Below are 16,570 nucleotides of genomic sequence, written 5' to 3' on the forward strand. Positions count from 1 at the left end.
ACCAAGATGACAAAAGAAGAACAGCAGGTTGTGTTAGTGAACAAGTAATACAGCAATGTTTATGAAAGGTAGTTAGGTTACCGCTTATTCTCCAGCATTTTGATTAACTATTATTGATGACGTGTTAACGAATACAAAAAAGCCTTTATTTGATTAACAAATAAAGGCTTTTTGTTTTACTGATATTAACGATCAGCTTAATGTTTTAGGCAGGCAGTTTGGGTTGGCTTGCAAGATACTCGTCGAAAGTACCGTGGAAGTTGATTAATTTTTTATCTTTAACATCAATAATCCGTGTCGCTAACGATGATACAAATTCACGGTCGTGGCTAACAAATATCAAAGTGCCTTCATATAATTTTAGCGCTTGGTTTAGTGCTTCAATCGCTTCCATGTCCATGTGGTTAGTTGGTTCATCCATTACCAGTACGTTAATATCCATCATCATTAACTTACCAAATAATAAACGGTTCTTTTCTCCACCTGAACAGTTACGCACTTTTTTATTGGCATCGTCATCAGAAAACAATAAACGACCTAACATGCCACGTACCATTAAATCGTTATGCTTAGGCGTGCGCCATAATGACATCCAATCAAATAACGTCATGTCATTATCAAAGTCAGCAGTACTGTCTTGTGGACAGTAACCAATTGCAGCATTTTCAGACCATTTGATGCGACCATGATTATGTTGTAATTGATTCACTAAGCAACGTAATAGCGTGGTTTTACCCACGCCGTTTTCACCAATAATAGCCAGTTTTGAACCTGCATCTAGGATGAGATCACCGTGTTCAAATAACACTTCATCAAATCCATGTGACAATTCTTCAAGTACTAATGCTTGGCGATGCAATTTTTTACTTTCTGTAAAGCGGATTGATGGGGTAATACGACTAGATGATTTCACATCATCTAACTTAATTTTGTCCATTTTTTTAGCGCGTGAGCTAGCTTGCTTCGCTTTAGATGCGTTGGCACCAAAGCGATTAACGAAGTCTTGTAGCTCGTCAATTTCAGCGCTTTTCTTAGCATTACCCGCTAAAAGTTGTTCACGTATTAAGCCTGACTGTTCTAAGAAATATTCGTAGTTACCAGGATATACACGTAATTCGCCATAATCGATATCAGCCATGTGGGTACAGACTGAGTTTAAAAAGTGTCTGTCGTGCGAAATGATGATCATGGTGCATTTACGTTTGTTTAGCTCGGTGGCTAACCAACTAATGGTATGAATATCCAAGTTGTTGGTAGGTTCGTCGAGTAACAAGATATCTGGGTTAGCAAATAAAGCTTGTGCCAATAACACTCGCAATTTCCAACCTGGAGCAACTTGTTGCATTAAGCCAAAATGGAATGACTCCTCAATACCGGCTTCTAATAAAATTTCACCAGCACGACTTTCTGCGCTGTAGCCATCCATTTCGGCGAACTGGCTTTCTAAATCGCCTACTCGCATGCCGTCTTCATCGGTCATTTCTGCTTTTGCATAAATGCTGTCGCGTTCTTGTTTGACTTTCCACAGTCCTACATCACCCATGATCACCGCGTCGACAACGCTATATTGTTCAAACGCGAACTGATCTTGACTAAGTGTACCGACTTTAAAGCCTGGCGTAATCGACACGTTTCCTGATGTTGGCGCAAGAGCACCACTCAAAATTTTCATAAACGTGGACTTACCACAACCATTTGCGCCGATTAAACCGTAACGGTTACCGTGACCAAATTGAGCCGAGATATTTTCAAATAATGGCTCTGGGCCAAACTGCATGGTGATATTAGCGGTAGAAATCAAAGCAATGTTCCAACTGTGTACTAACTGAATATTTATCAACAAAGGGCAAACAAACAGCCGTGTGTAATAAGACAGACGTGAGTATATTAAGTAAATAGGCCGCGGATTATACAGGTTAGCGCTAAGTTGTCGATTTATAATCTACTTATTGCTTATATAGCATGCAATGAACTTAATCCAGAGCCCCACAAATGTTGATGTGAGTGAATTGACTCATATTGTGTTGATCGCATCGATTAAGATAAAAACGGCTGCCAAATAACTCTAAGTATCAACGATGTTATCGATTTGGCTGTTTAGGCGTAAGGCATAACCACTAGGTTAACCTTGCCCATGCACCAATGGGAGTTGACTATGATATTGAGATGTTAACTATGAAGTTGATAATTCTACCATAGCCATTAGACATAATGTTAAGGGGACCAGCCGCGGCAATGCGTTAGTCAGTTGTTGTCGATATATGATTCACGCACCTTGCTTGATCCCTGAGTCGTCGCACTGAATGACATCATTATAGTTGAAGCATGTCCTAAACATGCAGACATAGCAGATCTGCCCATTATCAAGGACAATAAACCAATTAGCGCTGTGTCTGACTCAATGACGTCTGATTAAGGTCGCACAACGGTTTATGGTTAATTTTAGCAAACCAAAACACAATTATGTCCACAAAAAATGGGTTAACATGTATATCAACTTCAAGCTGGCGCTCTGTCGGACAGTAGTGCTGAGTATTTATTAACCGCTTTGCATTGCATCATGACGGCGAAGACTTTTCATTTATGGATTTATTGTGATAGTTGATATCAGTCAAGAGGATAAAAGAGAGCGCAAAAAAACGCGCTTAATGAATGACTAGCGATACAGTAACCAAGGCAAAGCAGGGGTGTTAATCTTGGTTTTTGTACGTTATCTGCCAATGTTTCCCGATAACAAGGCTTGATTTATGATGCAAGGTTAACTGGTCAAGCTAGCTCACTATAGCAATAAGGAATGCGTGATGGTTCAATCCATTAATATAAACAACATTGCAAAACATTTATTTTTACAACGCCAGACAGTTGATCCCATATCTGACTTGGCAACCGCAAATCAGATAGATACCATCGACTTGGCGCTTGGGATTCAATTAGCCATGATTGATCTCAATCAGCAGCATGTAACTGGCTGGAAGTGTTTAACCCCTCGCGATAACGGCGATTTGATTGTGGCACCTATTTTAGCCAAGGCTATTATTAATCATACACAATGCCCGATTTTTTCATCGGCGCATCGCGCATTGATTGAGCCAGAAATAGCTTTTGTTGTTGGGCAATCCTTTGCCGCGGATCGCCACTATAGTGATGCCGAAATAGATCAGCACATAGGTGCCACGCATATGGCGTTAGAATTAATCCAACAGCGATTTAGTAGAGATTATAACGCTTCATTTTTAGAAAAACTGGCAGATGGACTCAGTAATCAAGGTGTGTATTTAGGCCCTGAAATTGACAAATTCAAGGCCTTTAAGGCCAGCCATATTCACCTTACGGTCACTCAAAATGACGCCTCGCGAACCTATGATGGCGCGCATCCCTGCACATTACCGGCATCGCCCTTATATTGGATAGTCAATTTTTTAACCGCGCGAGGGATTGAAATTAGCGCTGGTCAAGTCATTATTACCGGTTCTTATTGCGGCGTGCTCAAGGTTGATATGAATAAACCTGTGCAGATTAAATATCAGGGTTTAGGCTCCATGGCGTTATCGTTTACTGAACTCAGCGCGAACTAAATATCACTTTTACTAACATCGATGAGACAGTGCTTTATGTGAAGCCCATCTCTTCTTGCTTGTGTCAGTAACTGACTATTGATGACGGCGCACAGGCTAAGTGTCTCAATTATCACGCCAAAGATTGTTGCTAAGAGCGATTGCAGAATGCTATATTTAACGTTGCAACCTGGCCGTCTAGATGTCTAAATTAAAAGTGTCTATTTAGGGTAATAACAATCATCAATTAATCGAACTATGAAACCTGAACAACAACCCGTTTGAGATACATTTATTCTCCTAGGTTCAGGATAGCTAGTGTTTCAAATATGCAGAGGCAAAAGAAATAGATAAGCAGGAATTGTGGATACTTGATGGTGGCATGGGACGAGAATTAGCAAGAAGAGGCGCGCCATTTTGCCAGCCGGATTGGTCATCACTGGCCTTAATTGAAGCACCACAAACAGTAACAGCTGTGCATCAGGCTTATGTGGACAGTGGCGCTCGACCAATAGCTATGCCTTAGTGCCGTTTCATATTGATGCAGAGCGCTTTGCGGCTGAAGGTGAAACACTGGCCGCGCTTGCGGGTAAGCTAGCGCGCGATGTTGCCGACGAGCAGGAACATTCGGTGTTGGTTGCGGGCTCATTGCCGCCATTGTTTGGCTCATATCGTGCCGATTTGTTCAATGCTGAGAAGGTCAGTGAGCTTGCGATTCCGCTGATCCGGGCAATGGCGCCCAATGTGGATCTGTGGTTAGCCGAAACCATGAGCCTTATCGCTGAACCGCTCGCCATCAAAGCGCTACTGCCACAAGATGACAAACCATTTTGGGTCGCCTTTACCCTTGAAGATGAAACCACTGCAGGCGAACCCAAACTGCGCTCTGGTGAATTAGTTGCCGATGCCATCGAAGCCATGCTGACAGTGAATGTCGATGCCATTTTGTTTAATTGTTGTCAGCCTGAAGTGATTGAGGCTGCGCTTATGGCTGTATAGAAGGACTTGATTATCCTGAGGCGCATCTATTTAAAGAATTTACTCAGCGGGCATTAAGACAGCAATGCAATATCGCGCCTGAATCTATCTGGTTTGGTATTCCGCGTTTTTCAGATCAAAGTAAAATTAATGGATTACAAGTTGATACTCATCAGTTTATGTGTCGAACCAGTGATTGTGATTTTGAATTAATAACCCCTGAACAGTTTACTATTTATGGTTTTGTTATTAATAAACAGACCTTATTCACCATGGCTGATATACAAGGTTTATCACTTCAGAACTTAGCTTCGCAAGGTGCTGAACGGATCAGTTCAAATCCAATGCGACTTAATCAAACCCGTTTTCTGATTGAATCGCTGATTAACCATAGTGAATCACGGCTACATACCCCGTTACAGCAAGACATGTTAAGTACATTAGCGTTGAATTTATTAACACAAGAATCATCAAAACAAACGGTAGCACCTAGCTATCAACATCGATTAGCCGTGGTAGAGAAAATAAAAGCATTTTTGCACGAGAATCCGCAACAAGCGGTGACAATAACGCAACTTTGTGAGCTTACTTTTGTTAGCCGAAGAACCTTGCAGTATAGTTTTGAGAGTATTTTAGGCATTAATCCATTGCGTTTTTTACGTCTTACACGCTTAAATAATGTGAGGAGGGAGCTTAAACAACCTCAGCAAGATATACCCATTTCAGTGATAGCAGCCAATTGGGGTTTTTGGCATGCAGGCCAATTTACCAAAGATTACACTCAATTATTTGGTGAAAATCCATCAACCACACTAAAGCGTTATAAGTAATCCGAAATTGGGTAACAAATAGCGTTTAAACAATGCTTTGCTTTGTTAACCGCGTTGAATGAATTTGTAATAGGCCAGCTATTGAAACGTCAATTTGCTTTGTTAGTAAAAATAACAAGTTGAATAGCGTTAAATTAAGTTTTGATTTTTATTAATATGCTGTCTTTTTTTATCGCTAGTTTAGATTAAATAGGCGTATTAATTGGGTTAAGGTGATATCTGATTAAACTTCAGCTAATATAAACTTCAGCTAATATTTATATCATCGATCATTTAAAGTAGAGGCTAATCATGAAAAACAAAACTTCCGATGCTATTCCACAACAAGCGTTTGATTGGTATGACTCTTATGCTCATGGTGGTATGGATCGTCGAACATTTATCGGCAAACTTGGATCGTTGGTTGCGCTCGGTTATTCAATGTCGGTACTGACATCGGCCTTACTGCCTAATTATGCATTAGCCGAACAAGTATCATTTAATGATTCAGATATTAAAGCTACTTATGCTAATTTTGATTCACCGCTAGGCTACGGAATAGGTCAAGGGTATTTGGTTGAGCCCACTAATAAATCCGGTCTATTGCCTGTTGTGTTGGTTGTTCATGAAAACCGTGGTCTTAATCCATACATTAAAGATGTTGCTAGACGTTTAGCTAAAGCAGGTTTTATCGCTTTTGCACCAGATGCCTTATATTCATTAGGTGGTTATCCTGGCAATGATGATGAAGGCCGTGAGATGCAAAAGTCGTTAGACAGAAGTAAAATTGAACAAGATTTTGTCGCAGCTGCTAAGTTTTTAAAAATGCATAAACAAAGTAACGGTAAGCTAGGTACGGTAGGGTTTTGTTTCGGCGGGTATATTGTTAATTATCTTGCGGCAGTTGATTCAAATTTGATTCAAGCAGGAGTTCCTTTTTATGGCACCCCAGCGGCTAAAGAATTAAGACACAATATTAAGGCACCATTATTGATTCAATTAGCTGAGTTAGATGAAAGAGTTAACACTACTTGGCCCGAATATGAACAAGATTTAAAAGCCTTTAATGTGCCATTTACAATGTACATGTATCCAAAGGCAAATCATGGTTTCCATAATGACTCTACAGGCCGTTATGATGAAGCGAACGCAGAGCTGGCATGGCAACGTACGCTTGATTTTTTTAATGAAACACTCAGCTAAATAACACTAATGTATTTGCCGGTTCCTATTTAGCAATTTATAACGTTTATAAATCGTTATTTTGGTCAATCTTGCAATTAGGTATAGACGCCATAGTCTGTTGTTACGTCATTATTCTAGTGTTGGTAGCGGCAATAATCATTTTGTTTCTAAGCCATTTGTTGGCAGGTTCTTTGTCGACATTAACGTGCCAGTATAAATGCACGCCAATTTCGGGCAATTCTACCGGCATAGGATAGATAGCGATATCGAGCATTTGACTGTACATGACGGCGGCGGTTTTTGGTAATGTCAGTAACATATCGTTATTCAAGATGACGCGGCAAGCTGATAAAGCATGCTGACAACGTAATGAAATTTTACGGTGCAATCCAATACGTGAAAGCTCAAAATCTTCTAAGCTAGGGCCTGTCGAACGCGACGAAACTAAAACGTGTTCTAAACGCAGGTAGGTATCTAAATCAAGAGCTGTTGTGATAGCGGGATGTTTTTTTCTTGCAACGACAACCAGTTGGTCTAGTTCTAATTGGGTGTGCATAATGTTATTACTGACGGGGATTAAGGTATCTATTGCCAAATCAATATCACCGCTAGCAAGTTTATTTTCAAGTTCGCTTCGTCTAACTCTTTTGTTGCTGCGTAAATTTATTGCTGGAGACTCTAACGACAAACTTTGTTGCAGTATCGGTAAATAGTAGGGTTCTAAAGAGCCATGTAAAGATAATGAAAAGCTCTTACGCGAGGTTAATGGTTCAAACTGTCGAGATTGAACTAAACACACTTGTAGTTGATGTAATGCTTCACGGACATCATCAATCACATTCTTTGCTACTGGAGTAGGCCTCATTTCATTACCTTGTCTGATAAACAAAGCATCGTCAAAATGAGTGCGCAATTTACCTAATGAATGACTCACAGCAGGTTGTGATAAATTAAGGACAGACGCCGCTTTTGTTATGTTTCCTTCGCAATAAATCGCATCGAATACCACAAATAAATTCAAATCAATTTTCATACTGACTCCAGAGATCTCACTGTGTACGTTGAGAACACCCCAACTTATACCCTACTATTTAAATTATAAATAGTAGGGTATAAGAACTATTCATTTGTTCAATTTAGATGTTGCGATTAGCATAGTCAAGTACATTAGGTACAGTACAAAATTCAGTTAAATAAACGCATCTGTTGCGATGAGTAATATCGACAATTGATATGGTTAAGCAATCCAATGTTGCTGTTTACCTATCAAAAACTGAAATTAACTCTAATGTAAATCGCACGTTAATTTGATTCCGTATTGAATCATGATTTTTTATCCAGTTAGAGGCCCTATATGGCAGCCATTTATTTGATTCGACACGGACAGGCATCTTTTGGAAGTACTGATTACGATCAACTGTCAGATAAAGGTAACCAGCAAGCAACAATATTAGGCCAGTACTGGCGAGCCAGAGCTTTGCCTAGCAAGTTTTATTGCGGTGATTTATTACGGCATGGGCAAACGTTAACTGCCTTCGTTAAAGGATACCAGGGTGAGCCAACTCCAATGGTTATCCATTCTGGTTTTAATGAATTCGATCATGTCGATATTTTAAAAAAGTATAACGACCAGTGGAACAACTTCGCTGAAATGAGCGAAGAAATTAGTCAACGTAAAGAACCAAACAAAACCCTACAAAAAGAGTTTTCAAAAGCACTCGATCGTTGGGTAACGGCTGATAAAGATCATGAATACAATGAAAGTTGGCCACAATTTAAGACTCGTTGCATTCGAGCTCTTCGCAATATTATTGAACAAGAATTAGCAAAAAAACGTGTGATTACCTCTTGGGGAAATAACATCAATAAATCAAAAGACATTTTAGTGTTTACCTCCGGCGGGACGATTTCGGCAATTGTGCAACACATTTTACAATTGAACGATCAACAAACATTAGCTTTGAATCAACAAGCCAGAAATACCAGTGTCACTAAACTGTTATTTTCAGAAAATATGTTGAGTGTTGATTATTTTAATAACTACAGTCACTTAGAGCAGGCAGGCGATGACTGGGTAACCTTTAGGTAACGTCGTTGTACGTTAACGTTTTTGCACCATAAATCAGCTATAAAAGGAAATAAAATGAACAATGGTAATTTATTTGATTTAACAGGGAAGGTTGCATTAGTCACTGGTGCTAGCCGTGGTATTGGCAAAAGTGTTGCCAAAGTATTAGCTCAGTATGGCGCACATGTCATTGTATCAAGTCGTAAAATTGAAGCTTGTCAAACAGTGGTTGATGAAATAATTAACGCTGGCGGCAGTGCACAAGCCATTGCCTGTCATATTGGCGAATTGGACCAAATCGATGCCATTTTTGCCGCAATAACCGAACAACATGGAAAGCTTGATATTTTAGTTAATAATGCTGCCGCTAATCCCTATTTCGGCCATATTATTGATACCGATTTAACGGCTTTTCAAAAAACAGTCGATGTGAATATTCGTGGGTATTTCTTCATGTCTACCAAGGGTGCACAACTAATGAAAGACAGTGGCGGCGGCTCTATTGTCAACGTTGCTTCTGTTAATGGCGTTATTCCGGGTGATTTCCAAGGTATTTATTCCATCACTAAAGCGGCTGTTATTTCTATGACGAAAGCATTTGCTAAAGAATGTGCCCAATTCAATATTCGTGTTAATGCTTTGCTACCAGGTGGAACCGATACCAAATTTGCCTCTGCGCTAGTCGATAATCCAGCCATTCTTAAACAAATGATGTACCACGTTCCAATGAAACGCGTTGCTCAGCCAGACGAAATGGCCGGAACGGTATTGTATTTAGCGTCTAATGCATCCAGCTATACCACGGGTACAGCGATTAATGTCGATGGTGGTTATTTGATTGGTTAACCTATTAAAAGGTATGACTCACTAAATCACTCTCTAAAATAAGAAGCATTTAAAGCTAGGAATTCGTTATGAATAGCGACAAAAATACCAGTATCGATAAGTTATTTGAACCTTTTATCACCAAATCGTTATCTTTGAAAAATAGAACCGTCATGGCGCCGATGACGCGCGCGTTTTCACCTAATTATGTCCCTAATAAAGACGTTGCTGATTATTACCGAAGACGAGCCGAAGGTGATGTTGGCCTCATTATCACCGAAGGGACATTTATTTCTCATAAAGCGGCCAATGGCTATGAAAATGTACCAGCCATTTATGGTGAAGCAGCATTAGCTGGTTGGAAGCATGTCGTTGATGAAGTGCATGCCGCAGGTGGTAAAATTGCCCCCCAGCTTTGGCATGTAGGTTCAGTGAGAAAGCCAGGTATTGGCCCAAATAAAGAAACACTGGCTTATAGTCCATCAGGTTTGTACAAACCTGGCGCTAAAAATGGCGTTTCAATGACTCAAGATGATATTAATGATGTCGTTGCCTCTTTTGCTCAAGCTGCATTAGATGCCAAGAATATTGGTTTTGATGCTATTGAAGTACACGGAGCACACGGTTATTTAGTTGATCAGTTTTTTTGGGAAGGCACTAACCAACGTGACGACCAATACGGTGGTTCACTAGAAAATCGTACTCGTTTTGGCGTTGAAATTGTTAACGCTATTCGCGCTGCCGTTGGGGATGACTTTACGATTATCTTCCGCTTTTCGCAGTGGAAACAGCAAGACTACAATGCAAAACTTTGCCAAACACCTGAAGAACTAGAGACTTTCTTAAGCTTATTAAGCCAAGCCGGTGTTGATATTTTCCACGCCAGTACACGGCGTTTTTGGGTGGCAGAATTTGAAGGCTCAGACCTTGGTCTTGCTGGTTGGACTAAAAAATTGACAAACAAACCGGTGATAACAGTCGGTAACGTGGGTTTAGATGCTGACTTTATTGGCGAAGGTAATGCTGATTTATCTGGCACGTCTAATCCAACCGGCATTGATGAGCTATTAGTGCGATTAAACAATAACGAATTTGATTTGGTCGCTATTGGTCGTGCGTTATTGGTTGATCCACAGTGGGTTAATAAAATTAAGCACCAAGCTATCGCGGATATTAAACCGTTTAACAAAAAATCATTAATGTCACTTAGTTAAGGTTTGCTGATCTGTTTGGGTCTTAATCATAAATGTTAAGGCTCACACTACACCGTAATGACGAATAGAAGGGTAGAACATGAATTTTGAATACAGTGAAAAAGTTCAAGCATTAATCAAACGTGTCACCGATTTTATGGATTTGAACGTGTTTCCGGTAGAAGAAGAAATGCACCGACAGGTAGAGCTTGATCCTTGGTCAACGCCTCCATTAATGGAAGAATTGAAAGCCAAAGCGAAGGCAGAAGGTTTGTGGAATTTATTCCTTCCTGTTTCGTACGGAAAATACAGTGCTGGATTGACCAATTTAGAATATGCGCCATTGGCTGAAATTATGGGAAAAGTGATGTGGGCGTCAGAAGTGTTTAACTGTGCGGCACCGGATACTGGCAACATGGAAGTATTGGCTAAATACGGTAATGAAGCACAGAAAAAACAATGGTTAGAGCCATTGCTTGAAGGCAAAATTCGCTCAGCATTTGCAATGACAGAGCCTGAAGTGGCCTCAAGCGATGCGACTAATATTGAACTAAGCATTGAGCGAGATGGTGATGAGTATGTCATAAACGGCCGTAAGTTTTACATCAGCGGCGCGTGTCGTAAGCAATGTGAAATTATGATCGTGATGGGCAAAACAGACCCAAGCAACAGCAATCGTTATATTCAACAATCTCAAGTGCTAGTGCCAATGAACACCCCGGGTGTCACGTTAGTGCGACCAATGAAAGTGTTTGGTTACAACGATGCGCCAGAAGGTCATGGCGAAGTGACATTTACCAATGTCCGCGTACCTGTTGAAAATATTATTGTTGCAGAAGGCAAAGGTTTTGAAATTGCTCAAGGCCGCCTTGGCCCTGGACGAATTCATCACTGTATGCGTTCAGTCGGTATCGCCCAGCGCGCGTTAGATTTAATGTGTAAACGCGTTGGTGAACGTATTGTGTTTGGTCAACCGATGATCAAGCAACAGTCAGTACGTGAAGATATTGCTAAATCTGCCTGCCAAATTGAACAAGCACGGTTAATGACCTTAAAAGCCGCACAGAAGATGGATACTGATGGTAACAAGGCGGCTAAAGACTTAATCGCAATGATTAAAATTGTTGCGCCCAATATGTCGCTTGATGTGATAGACCGTGCCATTCAGTGCCATGGTGCTGTAGGGGTGAGTCAAGATACCTTTTTAGCGCATGCATGGGCGGGTCAACGGACATTGCGCTTAGCTGATGGTCCAGATCAAGTACACATGATGCAACTCGGACGTGATTTAGTGAAAAAAATAGTTACGCAGAACTAGGCTAGGTGAACATTTGAGACCTTTTTAGCTGGTTGCACAATGTTCAACCTGCAACTTAAAAAAGCGATCATTCACTCAGCAACTTAACTCATCAAAACGAAAAGAGTATTGCCAAATGCCAAAAGTATTCTCTATTGATAACGTACAGCTTAATGATTATTTAGAACAACACGTTCAAGGCTTTAAAGGGCCAATTACTTTAGACAAATTTACTGGTGGTCAATCAAATCCTACATATAAAGTCACCGCAACGTCAGGTGTGTACGTGTTACGTCGCCAACCACCTGGGAAATTATTAAAATCTGCTCATGCTGTCGACCGTGAATATCGGGTATTAAATGCGCTAAAAGATACTGATGTACCTGTTGCTAATGTCTATCACTTGTGTGAAGACACCAGCGTAATGGGTTCAATGTTCTATTTAATGGAATATTGCGATGGCACCGTTTACTGGAGTGCGTCTTTAGCTGAGATTGACACCAATGAACAACGTTCAACCATGTATGACGCCATGAATAAAGTGCTGGTTTCTCTGCATAGTGTCGATGTTGATGCTGTTGGTTTGTCTGATTACGGAAAAGCGGGCAATTACTTTGAACGTCAACTCGGTCGCTGGACATCACAATACCGCGCTTCAGAACTGCAAAATATACCCGCAATGAATACGTTAATAACATGGCTTGAAGTTAACTTACCTAAAGATGATGGTCGTGTTTGCTTAGTCCATGGTGATTTCCGGTTAGACAACATGATGTTTGCCAAAAATTCACCTGTCATTATCGCATTATTGGACTGGGAGCTATCTACGCTAGGCCATCCATTTGCCGATTTAGCTTACCAATGTATGCAATTACGTATGCCTGCAGGCATGGGAAGTATTGACGGTTTGAAAGATATCGATCGCGCAAGCTTGGGCATTCCAACTGAAGAAGAATACGTGGCGAAATATTGCCAACGTATGGGAATAGAACGAATTGAAAACTGGGTGTTTTACTTAGCGTTTAGCTTTTTCCGCTTGGCTGCAATTGCTCAAGGTGTTGCTAAACGTGCTGCTGAAGGTAATGCATCTAATGAACATGCTAATAAAGTTGGCTCGTTCGTTGAACCGCTCGCAAAAATGGCCTTAAAAGTTATTGAAACAGAGAATAAATAGCTAACTACGTTAGCAAAACTAATAAACCAAAATTATAAAAAAAAATATCAACAAGACCATCAATTACAGGAGTTACTCGCATGGATCCATTATTAGACTTTACTGGCAAAGTAGCCGTTATTACTGGCGCAGCCCAAGGTTTTGGTAAATTACTCGCAGAAGAATTGGCCAAACGCGGTGCTAAGTTAGTCATCAGTGACATTAACGAAGCTGGCGTACATCAAGTGGCTGATGCTATTGCGGCTACTGGTGCAGAGGTGGTCGCAATGAAATGCGATGTGTCTAAGAATGAATCCTGTAAAGCCATGATTGATACAGCTGTTGAGCATTTTGGTCGTGTGGATATTGGCGTTAACAATGCCGGCATCGCCCACGAGTTTATGCCACTACATCACATTGACGAATCTATCATGGACAGTCAGTTTGCGATTAATGTTAAAGGTGTGCAATTTGGTATGCGTCATCAAATACAGCAAATGCTTAAGCAAGGCGAGGGTGCCATCCTTAATGTCAGCTCAATGGCAGGTTTAGGTGGGGCAGCGCGAGGTAGTGCTTATTCAATGGCAAAACATGCTGTTATTGGTTTAACCAAAACCGGTGCAGTGGAATACGGCCGTGAAAATATTCGTATTAATGCAATATGCCCATTCTTTACCCTAACGCCTATGGTGACCAACTTTGCTGACGAAGAACAGCAAAAGAAAATGGCCCGTGGCGCACCAATGAATCGTTTAGGTGAACCAAAAGAAATCGTCGCTGTCATGCTAATGATGTTATCGCCAAGCAATACCTATATGACAGGACAATGTATTGCCGTTGATGGTGGTGTGTCAGCGTTTTAGGCTGCAATTAATTAACTTATTACCATTGGTTTGAGCTTTAGACGATAAGAAGAGAATATTATGCCTGCAACGTTAATGAATGAACGCGATCTCGAATTTATGCTTTACGAACTGTTTGACAGTGATGCGTTAACTAGCCGAACACGTTATCAAGATCATGATCGTCAAACCTTTAATGAAGTGGTCAATACCGCAAAAACGATCGCAGAAAAATATTTTCTTCCTATCCGTCAGAAATTGGATACTCATCAACCTACATTTGATGGTAAAAAAGTGCATATCATCCCAGAACTTAAAACCGCAATTGATGCGGTTAACGAGTCTGGTATTGGTTCTGCAACCGCTGATTATGAGCTTGGTGGTATGCAATTACCGCCCATTATTGCCAGTGCAGCGGCATCATTTTTAACTGTCGCTGGCGGTGTGGGCATGGGTTACAACATGTTAACCACAGCTAACGCCAACTTGTTACAAGCACATGGAAGTCCAGAATTAATTAACACTTGGGTTAAGCCCATGCGTGAAGGTCGATTTATGGGCACCATGGCCATGACAGAACCGGGTAGTGGCTCGGCTTTGGGTGACTTAATTACCAAGGCAGTAAAGTCGGACGACGGTACTTATCGCATCACTGGCAATAAAATCTATATTTCAGGCGGTGACCATGATTTAAGCGACAACATCGTTCACTTGGTGTTAGCGCGAATTCAAGGTGCCCCTAAAGGTGTGAAAGGTATTTCGTTATTTGTGGTGCCTAAGTTTTTGCTTAATGAAGATGGTTCCGTTGGAGAAGACAATGAAGTCGCACTCGCTGGGCTTTTTCATAAAATGGGTGGCCGCGCACAAACCTCAACGGCACTGAGTTTTGGTGAAAAAAATGGATCTGTAGGCTATTTGGTCGGTGAAGAACATTGCGGTTTAAAGTACATGTTCCACATGATGAACGAAGCCCGCATTATGGTCGGCACTAGTGGCGCAGTATTGGCAGTAGCCGGTTATCAATATTCAGTCGATTACGCTAAAAATCGTCCCCAGGGTCGCTTGCCATCGTGTAAAGATCCGCAGTCACCTATGGTGAATATCATTGAGCATGCTGACGTAAAGCGCATGTTGTTAGCGCAAAAATCTTATGCAGAAGGCGCTATGGCATTAGTCCTGTATGGCACTCAATTAAGTGATGACGAGCGCACCGCAGACACCAGCGAGCAACGTGAACATGCCCATACCTTGTTAGACTTTTTAACGCCGATTATTAAAACTTGGCCGTCTGAATATGGTCCTAAAGCTAACTCATATGCGATTCAAGTGATGGGCGGACATGGCTACATAAATGAACATCCAGTTGAGATGTTTTATCGTGATAACCGCTTAAATCCAATACATGAAGGTACTACGGGGATTCAATCGTTAGATTTGATGACCCGAAAAGTACCGATGAATAGGATGCAGGGTTATAAAGCCACCTTACACGAAATTGTCAAAACCATTGAACAAGCCAAACAATACGACAGTTTGAATGAATATACCCAGAAACTAAGCGAAGCTGTAGAAACGTTAAAGGTGACAACAGAAGTTGTGTTAAACGGCATGGCCACTAACAACATCGACTTAGCGCTGGCCAATTCTGTTAAGTATTTAGAGTTATTTGGTCACGTGATTATTGCGTGGTTATGGCTTAAACAAAGTATTGTCGCCACCAAAGCCTTATCAACAAAAGTACATCAAACTGATGAGTACTTTTATAAAGGTAAATTACAGGCATTGCAGTATTTTTATCGCTTTGAGTTGCCACAAATTGCAGTTTGGTCATCTATCTTAATTAGCTCAGACAGTACCAGTTATGACATGCAAGCAGACTGGTTTTAAAAAAGGCCCTATGTGCGTTTATGTTGTTTTGAGCTGTGTTTAGCCACTAAGTTACTGTCTCGCATGTGTTTAAAGATAAACATATCCAACTAAACCTATCTTTTTTCTTTTGTTATTAACGCATTATTCATTTATTGGATAATGCGTTTTTGTTGTCAGCACACCTGCTTTAACCCCTAAGCTATTCGTACTGCGAATGTCTTGATATTAAAACTATTCATTTGTTTAATGTTCTCAGCCCAATTAGCATGAGATATCGCTTATATTTCATTCATGGACAGTACTTTAAAAGTTCAAGAGGAAAGGGAACAATGCCGACAGTAATAAATCGTAATGACATCGCAAACTATATTGGCTTCCAAGCAGAACCAACAACTTGGTATCAAATCACTCAAGAACAAATTAATCAGTTTGCAGATTGCACCCTGGATCATCAATTTATTCATGTCGATGAAGAAAAAGCCAAAGCAACTCCATTTGGTTCAACGATTGCTCATGGTTTCCTATCTCTTTCAATGCTGTCACATTTTGCAGAAGAATTTAGCGTGTTGATTGACGGCTTTTATATGGGCTTGAATGCTGGTTTCGATAAAGTGAGATTTTTACAACCTGTTACCGTCAATAGCCGCATTAGAGCACACGCTAAAACTCTTTCGATTGAAGAAAACAAGCCCGGTCAGTTTCGTTTATCTACTGAAGTGACCATAGAGATTGAAGGCGGAGATACCCCTGCATTAGTTGCAGAGTGGATTTCAGTGCAAATGGTTAAGTAATCTGAA

Annotated in this window: 13 protein-coding genes and 1 pseudogene; 12 read left to right on the top strand and 2 right to left on the bottom strand. The window is 40.7% G+C overall.

The window, feature by feature from the left end:
- Positions 1 to 205: 205 nt before the first annotated feature.
- Positions 206 to 1,801, bottom strand: a complete 1,596-nt coding sequence (locus ABIS04_RS09210) for an ABC-F family ATPase (protein WP_350433275.1) — start codon at positions 1,799 to 1,801, stop codon at positions 206 to 208.
- Between the two features lie 1,000 nt (positions 1,802 to 2,801).
- On the opposite strand from ABIS04_RS09210, the gene ABIS04_RS09215 reads away from it, so the two are divergent.
- The 4 genes and pseudogenes from ABIS04_RS09215 to ABIS04_RS09230 all read left to right on the top strand — a co-directional run bounded on the left by ABIS04_RS09215 (position 2,802) and on the right by ABIS04_RS09230 (position 6,544).
- Entirely contained in the window at positions 2,802 to 3,575 is a 774-nt protein-coding gene (locus tag ABIS04_RS09215; protein ID WP_350433276.1) for a fumarylacetoacetate hydrolase family protein, read from the top strand.
- A gap of 361 nt (positions 3,576 to 3,936) precedes the next feature.
- Positions 3,937 to 4,553, top strand: a pseudogene (locus ABIS04_RS09220) (homocysteine S-methyltransferase family protein).
- 251 nt (positions 4,554 to 4,804) lie between these two features.
- Positions 4,805 to 5,362 (top strand): helix-turn-helix domain-containing protein, encoded by a 558-nt coding sequence (locus ABIS04_RS09225; RefSeq protein WP_350433277.1) that lies wholly within the window; start codon positions 4,805 to 4,807, stop codon positions 5,360 to 5,362.
- 291 nt (positions 5,363 to 5,653) lie between these two features.
- The gene (locus ABIS04_RS09230; RefSeq protein ID WP_350433278.1) at positions 5,654 to 6,544 is read left to right on the top strand and encodes a dienelactone hydrolase family protein; all 891 of its coding nucleotides are present in this window, start codon (positions 5,654 to 5,656) and stop codon (positions 6,542 to 6,544) included.
- A 103-nt stretch (positions 6,545 to 6,647) separates the two neighbouring features.
- On the opposite strand, the gene ABIS04_RS09235 is transcribed toward ABIS04_RS09230, so the two are convergent.
- Positions 6,648 to 7,559 (bottom strand): LysR family transcriptional regulator, encoded by a 912-nt coding sequence (locus tag ABIS04_RS09235; RefSeq protein WP_350433279.1) that lies wholly within the window; start codon positions 7,557 to 7,559, stop codon positions 6,648 to 6,650.
- A gap of 321 nt (positions 7,560 to 7,880) precedes the next feature.
- Between ABIS04_RS09235 and ABIS04_RS09240 the strand changes: the two genes are divergently transcribed.
- The 8 genes from ABIS04_RS09240 to ABIS04_RS09275 all read left to right on the top strand — a co-directional run bounded on the left by ABIS04_RS09240 (position 7,881) and on the right by ABIS04_RS09275 (position 16,564).
- Entirely contained in the window at positions 7,881 to 8,615 is a 735-nt protein-coding gene (locus ABIS04_RS09240) for a histidine phosphatase family protein (RefSeq protein ID WP_350433280.1), read from the top strand.
- Between the two features lie 54 nt (positions 8,616 to 8,669).
- Positions 8,670 to 9,440: an SDR family oxidoreductase gene (locus tag ABIS04_RS09245; protein ID WP_137227165.1), complete on the top strand. Its 771-nt coding sequence runs from the start codon at positions 8,670 to 8,672 to the stop codon at positions 9,438 to 9,440.
- A gap of 68 nt (positions 9,441 to 9,508) precedes the next feature.
- Positions 9,509 to 10,633 carry an NADH:flavin oxidoreductase gene (locus ABIS04_RS09250; protein ID WP_350433281.1) on the top strand — a complete coding sequence of 375 codons (1,125 nt, stop codon included), beginning with the start codon at positions 9,509 to 9,511 and terminating at the stop codon, positions 10,631 to 10,633.
- Between the two features lie 79 nt (positions 10,634 to 10,712).
- Positions 10,713 to 11,930 (top strand): acyl-CoA dehydrogenase family protein, encoded by a 1,218-nt coding sequence (locus tag ABIS04_RS09255; protein WP_350433282.1) that lies wholly within the window; start codon positions 10,713 to 10,715, stop codon positions 11,928 to 11,930.
- Positions 11,931 to 12,045: 115 nt separating this feature from the next.
- Positions 12,046 to 13,083 (top strand): phosphotransferase family protein, encoded by a 1,038-nt coding sequence (locus ABIS04_RS09260; protein WP_350433283.1) that lies wholly within the window; start codon positions 12,046 to 12,048, stop codon positions 13,081 to 13,083.
- 80 nt (positions 13,084 to 13,163) lie between these two features.
- Complete coding sequence (locus ABIS04_RS09265; RefSeq protein WP_137227161.1) at positions 13,164 to 13,925, top strand: SDR family NAD(P)-dependent oxidoreductase; 762 nt, start codon at positions 13,164 to 13,166, stop codon at positions 13,923 to 13,925.
- A 60-nt stretch (positions 13,926 to 13,985) separates the two neighbouring features.
- Positions 13,986 to 15,791, top strand: coding sequence for an acyl-CoA dehydrogenase (locus ABIS04_RS09270; protein WP_350433284.1), 1,806 nt, complete (start codon positions 13,986 to 13,988; stop codon positions 15,789 to 15,791).
- Between the two features lie 311 nt (positions 15,792 to 16,102).
- Positions 16,103 to 16,564, top strand: a complete 462-nt coding sequence (locus ABIS04_RS09275) for a MaoC family dehydratase (RefSeq protein ID WP_350433285.1) — start codon at positions 16,103 to 16,105, stop codon at positions 16,562 to 16,564.
- Positions 16,565 to 16,570 lie beyond the last annotated feature (6 nt).

The sequence above is a fragment of the Shewanella sp. H8 genome (genome assembly GCF_040285065.1).
GTDB classification, from domain to species: Bacteria; Pseudomonadota; Gammaproteobacteria; order Enterobacterales; family Shewanellaceae; genus Shewanella; species Shewanella polaris.

What these genes read in the sequence shown, in the direction of transcription:
- ABIS04_RS09225 (WP_350433277.1), top strand. Translation starts at nt 4,805, where the DNA reads ATGGCTGATATACAAGGTTTATCACTTCAGAACTTAGCTTCGCAAGGT.
- ABIS04_RS09260 (WP_350433283.1), top strand. Translation starts at nt 12,046, where the DNA reads ATGCCAAAAGTATTCTCTATTGATAACGTACAGCTTAATGATTATTTA.
- ABIS04_RS09265 (WP_137227161.1), top strand. Translation starts at nt 13,164, where the DNA reads ATGGATCCATTATTAGACTTTACTGGCAAAGTAGCCGTTATTACTGGC.
- ABIS04_RS09270 (WP_350433284.1), top strand. Translation starts at nt 13,986, where the DNA reads ATGCCTGCAACGTTAATGAATGAACGCGATCTCGAATTTATGCTTTAC.
- ABIS04_RS09230 (WP_350433278.1), top strand. Translation starts at nt 5,654, where the DNA reads ATGAAAAACAAAACTTCCGATGCTATTCCACAACAAGCGTTTGATTGG.
- ABIS04_RS09250 (WP_350433281.1), top strand. Translation starts at nt 9,509, where the DNA reads ATGAATAGCGACAAAAATACCAGTATCGATAAGTTATTTGAACCTTTT.
- ABIS04_RS09255 (WP_350433282.1), top strand. Translation starts at nt 10,713, where the DNA reads ATGAATTTTGAATACAGTGAAAAAGTTCAAGCATTAATCAAACGTGTC.
- ABIS04_RS09275 (WP_350433285.1), top strand. Translation starts at nt 16,103, where the DNA reads ATGCCGACAGTAATAAATCGTAATGACATCGCAAACTATATTGGCTTC.
- ABIS04_RS09245 (WP_137227165.1), top strand. Translation starts at nt 8,670, where the DNA reads ATGAACAATGGTAATTTATTTGATTTAACAGGGAAGGTTGCATTAGTC.
- ABIS04_RS09235 (WP_350433279.1), bottom strand. Translation starts at nt 7,559, where the DNA reads ATGAAAATTGATTTGAATTTATTTGTGGTATTCGATGCGATTTATTGC.
- ABIS04_RS09215 (WP_350433276.1), top strand. Translation starts at nt 2,802, where the DNA reads ATGGTTCAATCCATTAATATAAACAACATTGCAAAACATTTATTTTTA.
- ABIS04_RS09240 (WP_350433280.1), top strand. Translation starts at nt 7,881, where the DNA reads ATGGCAGCCATTTATTTGATTCGACACGGACAGGCATCTTTTGGAAGT.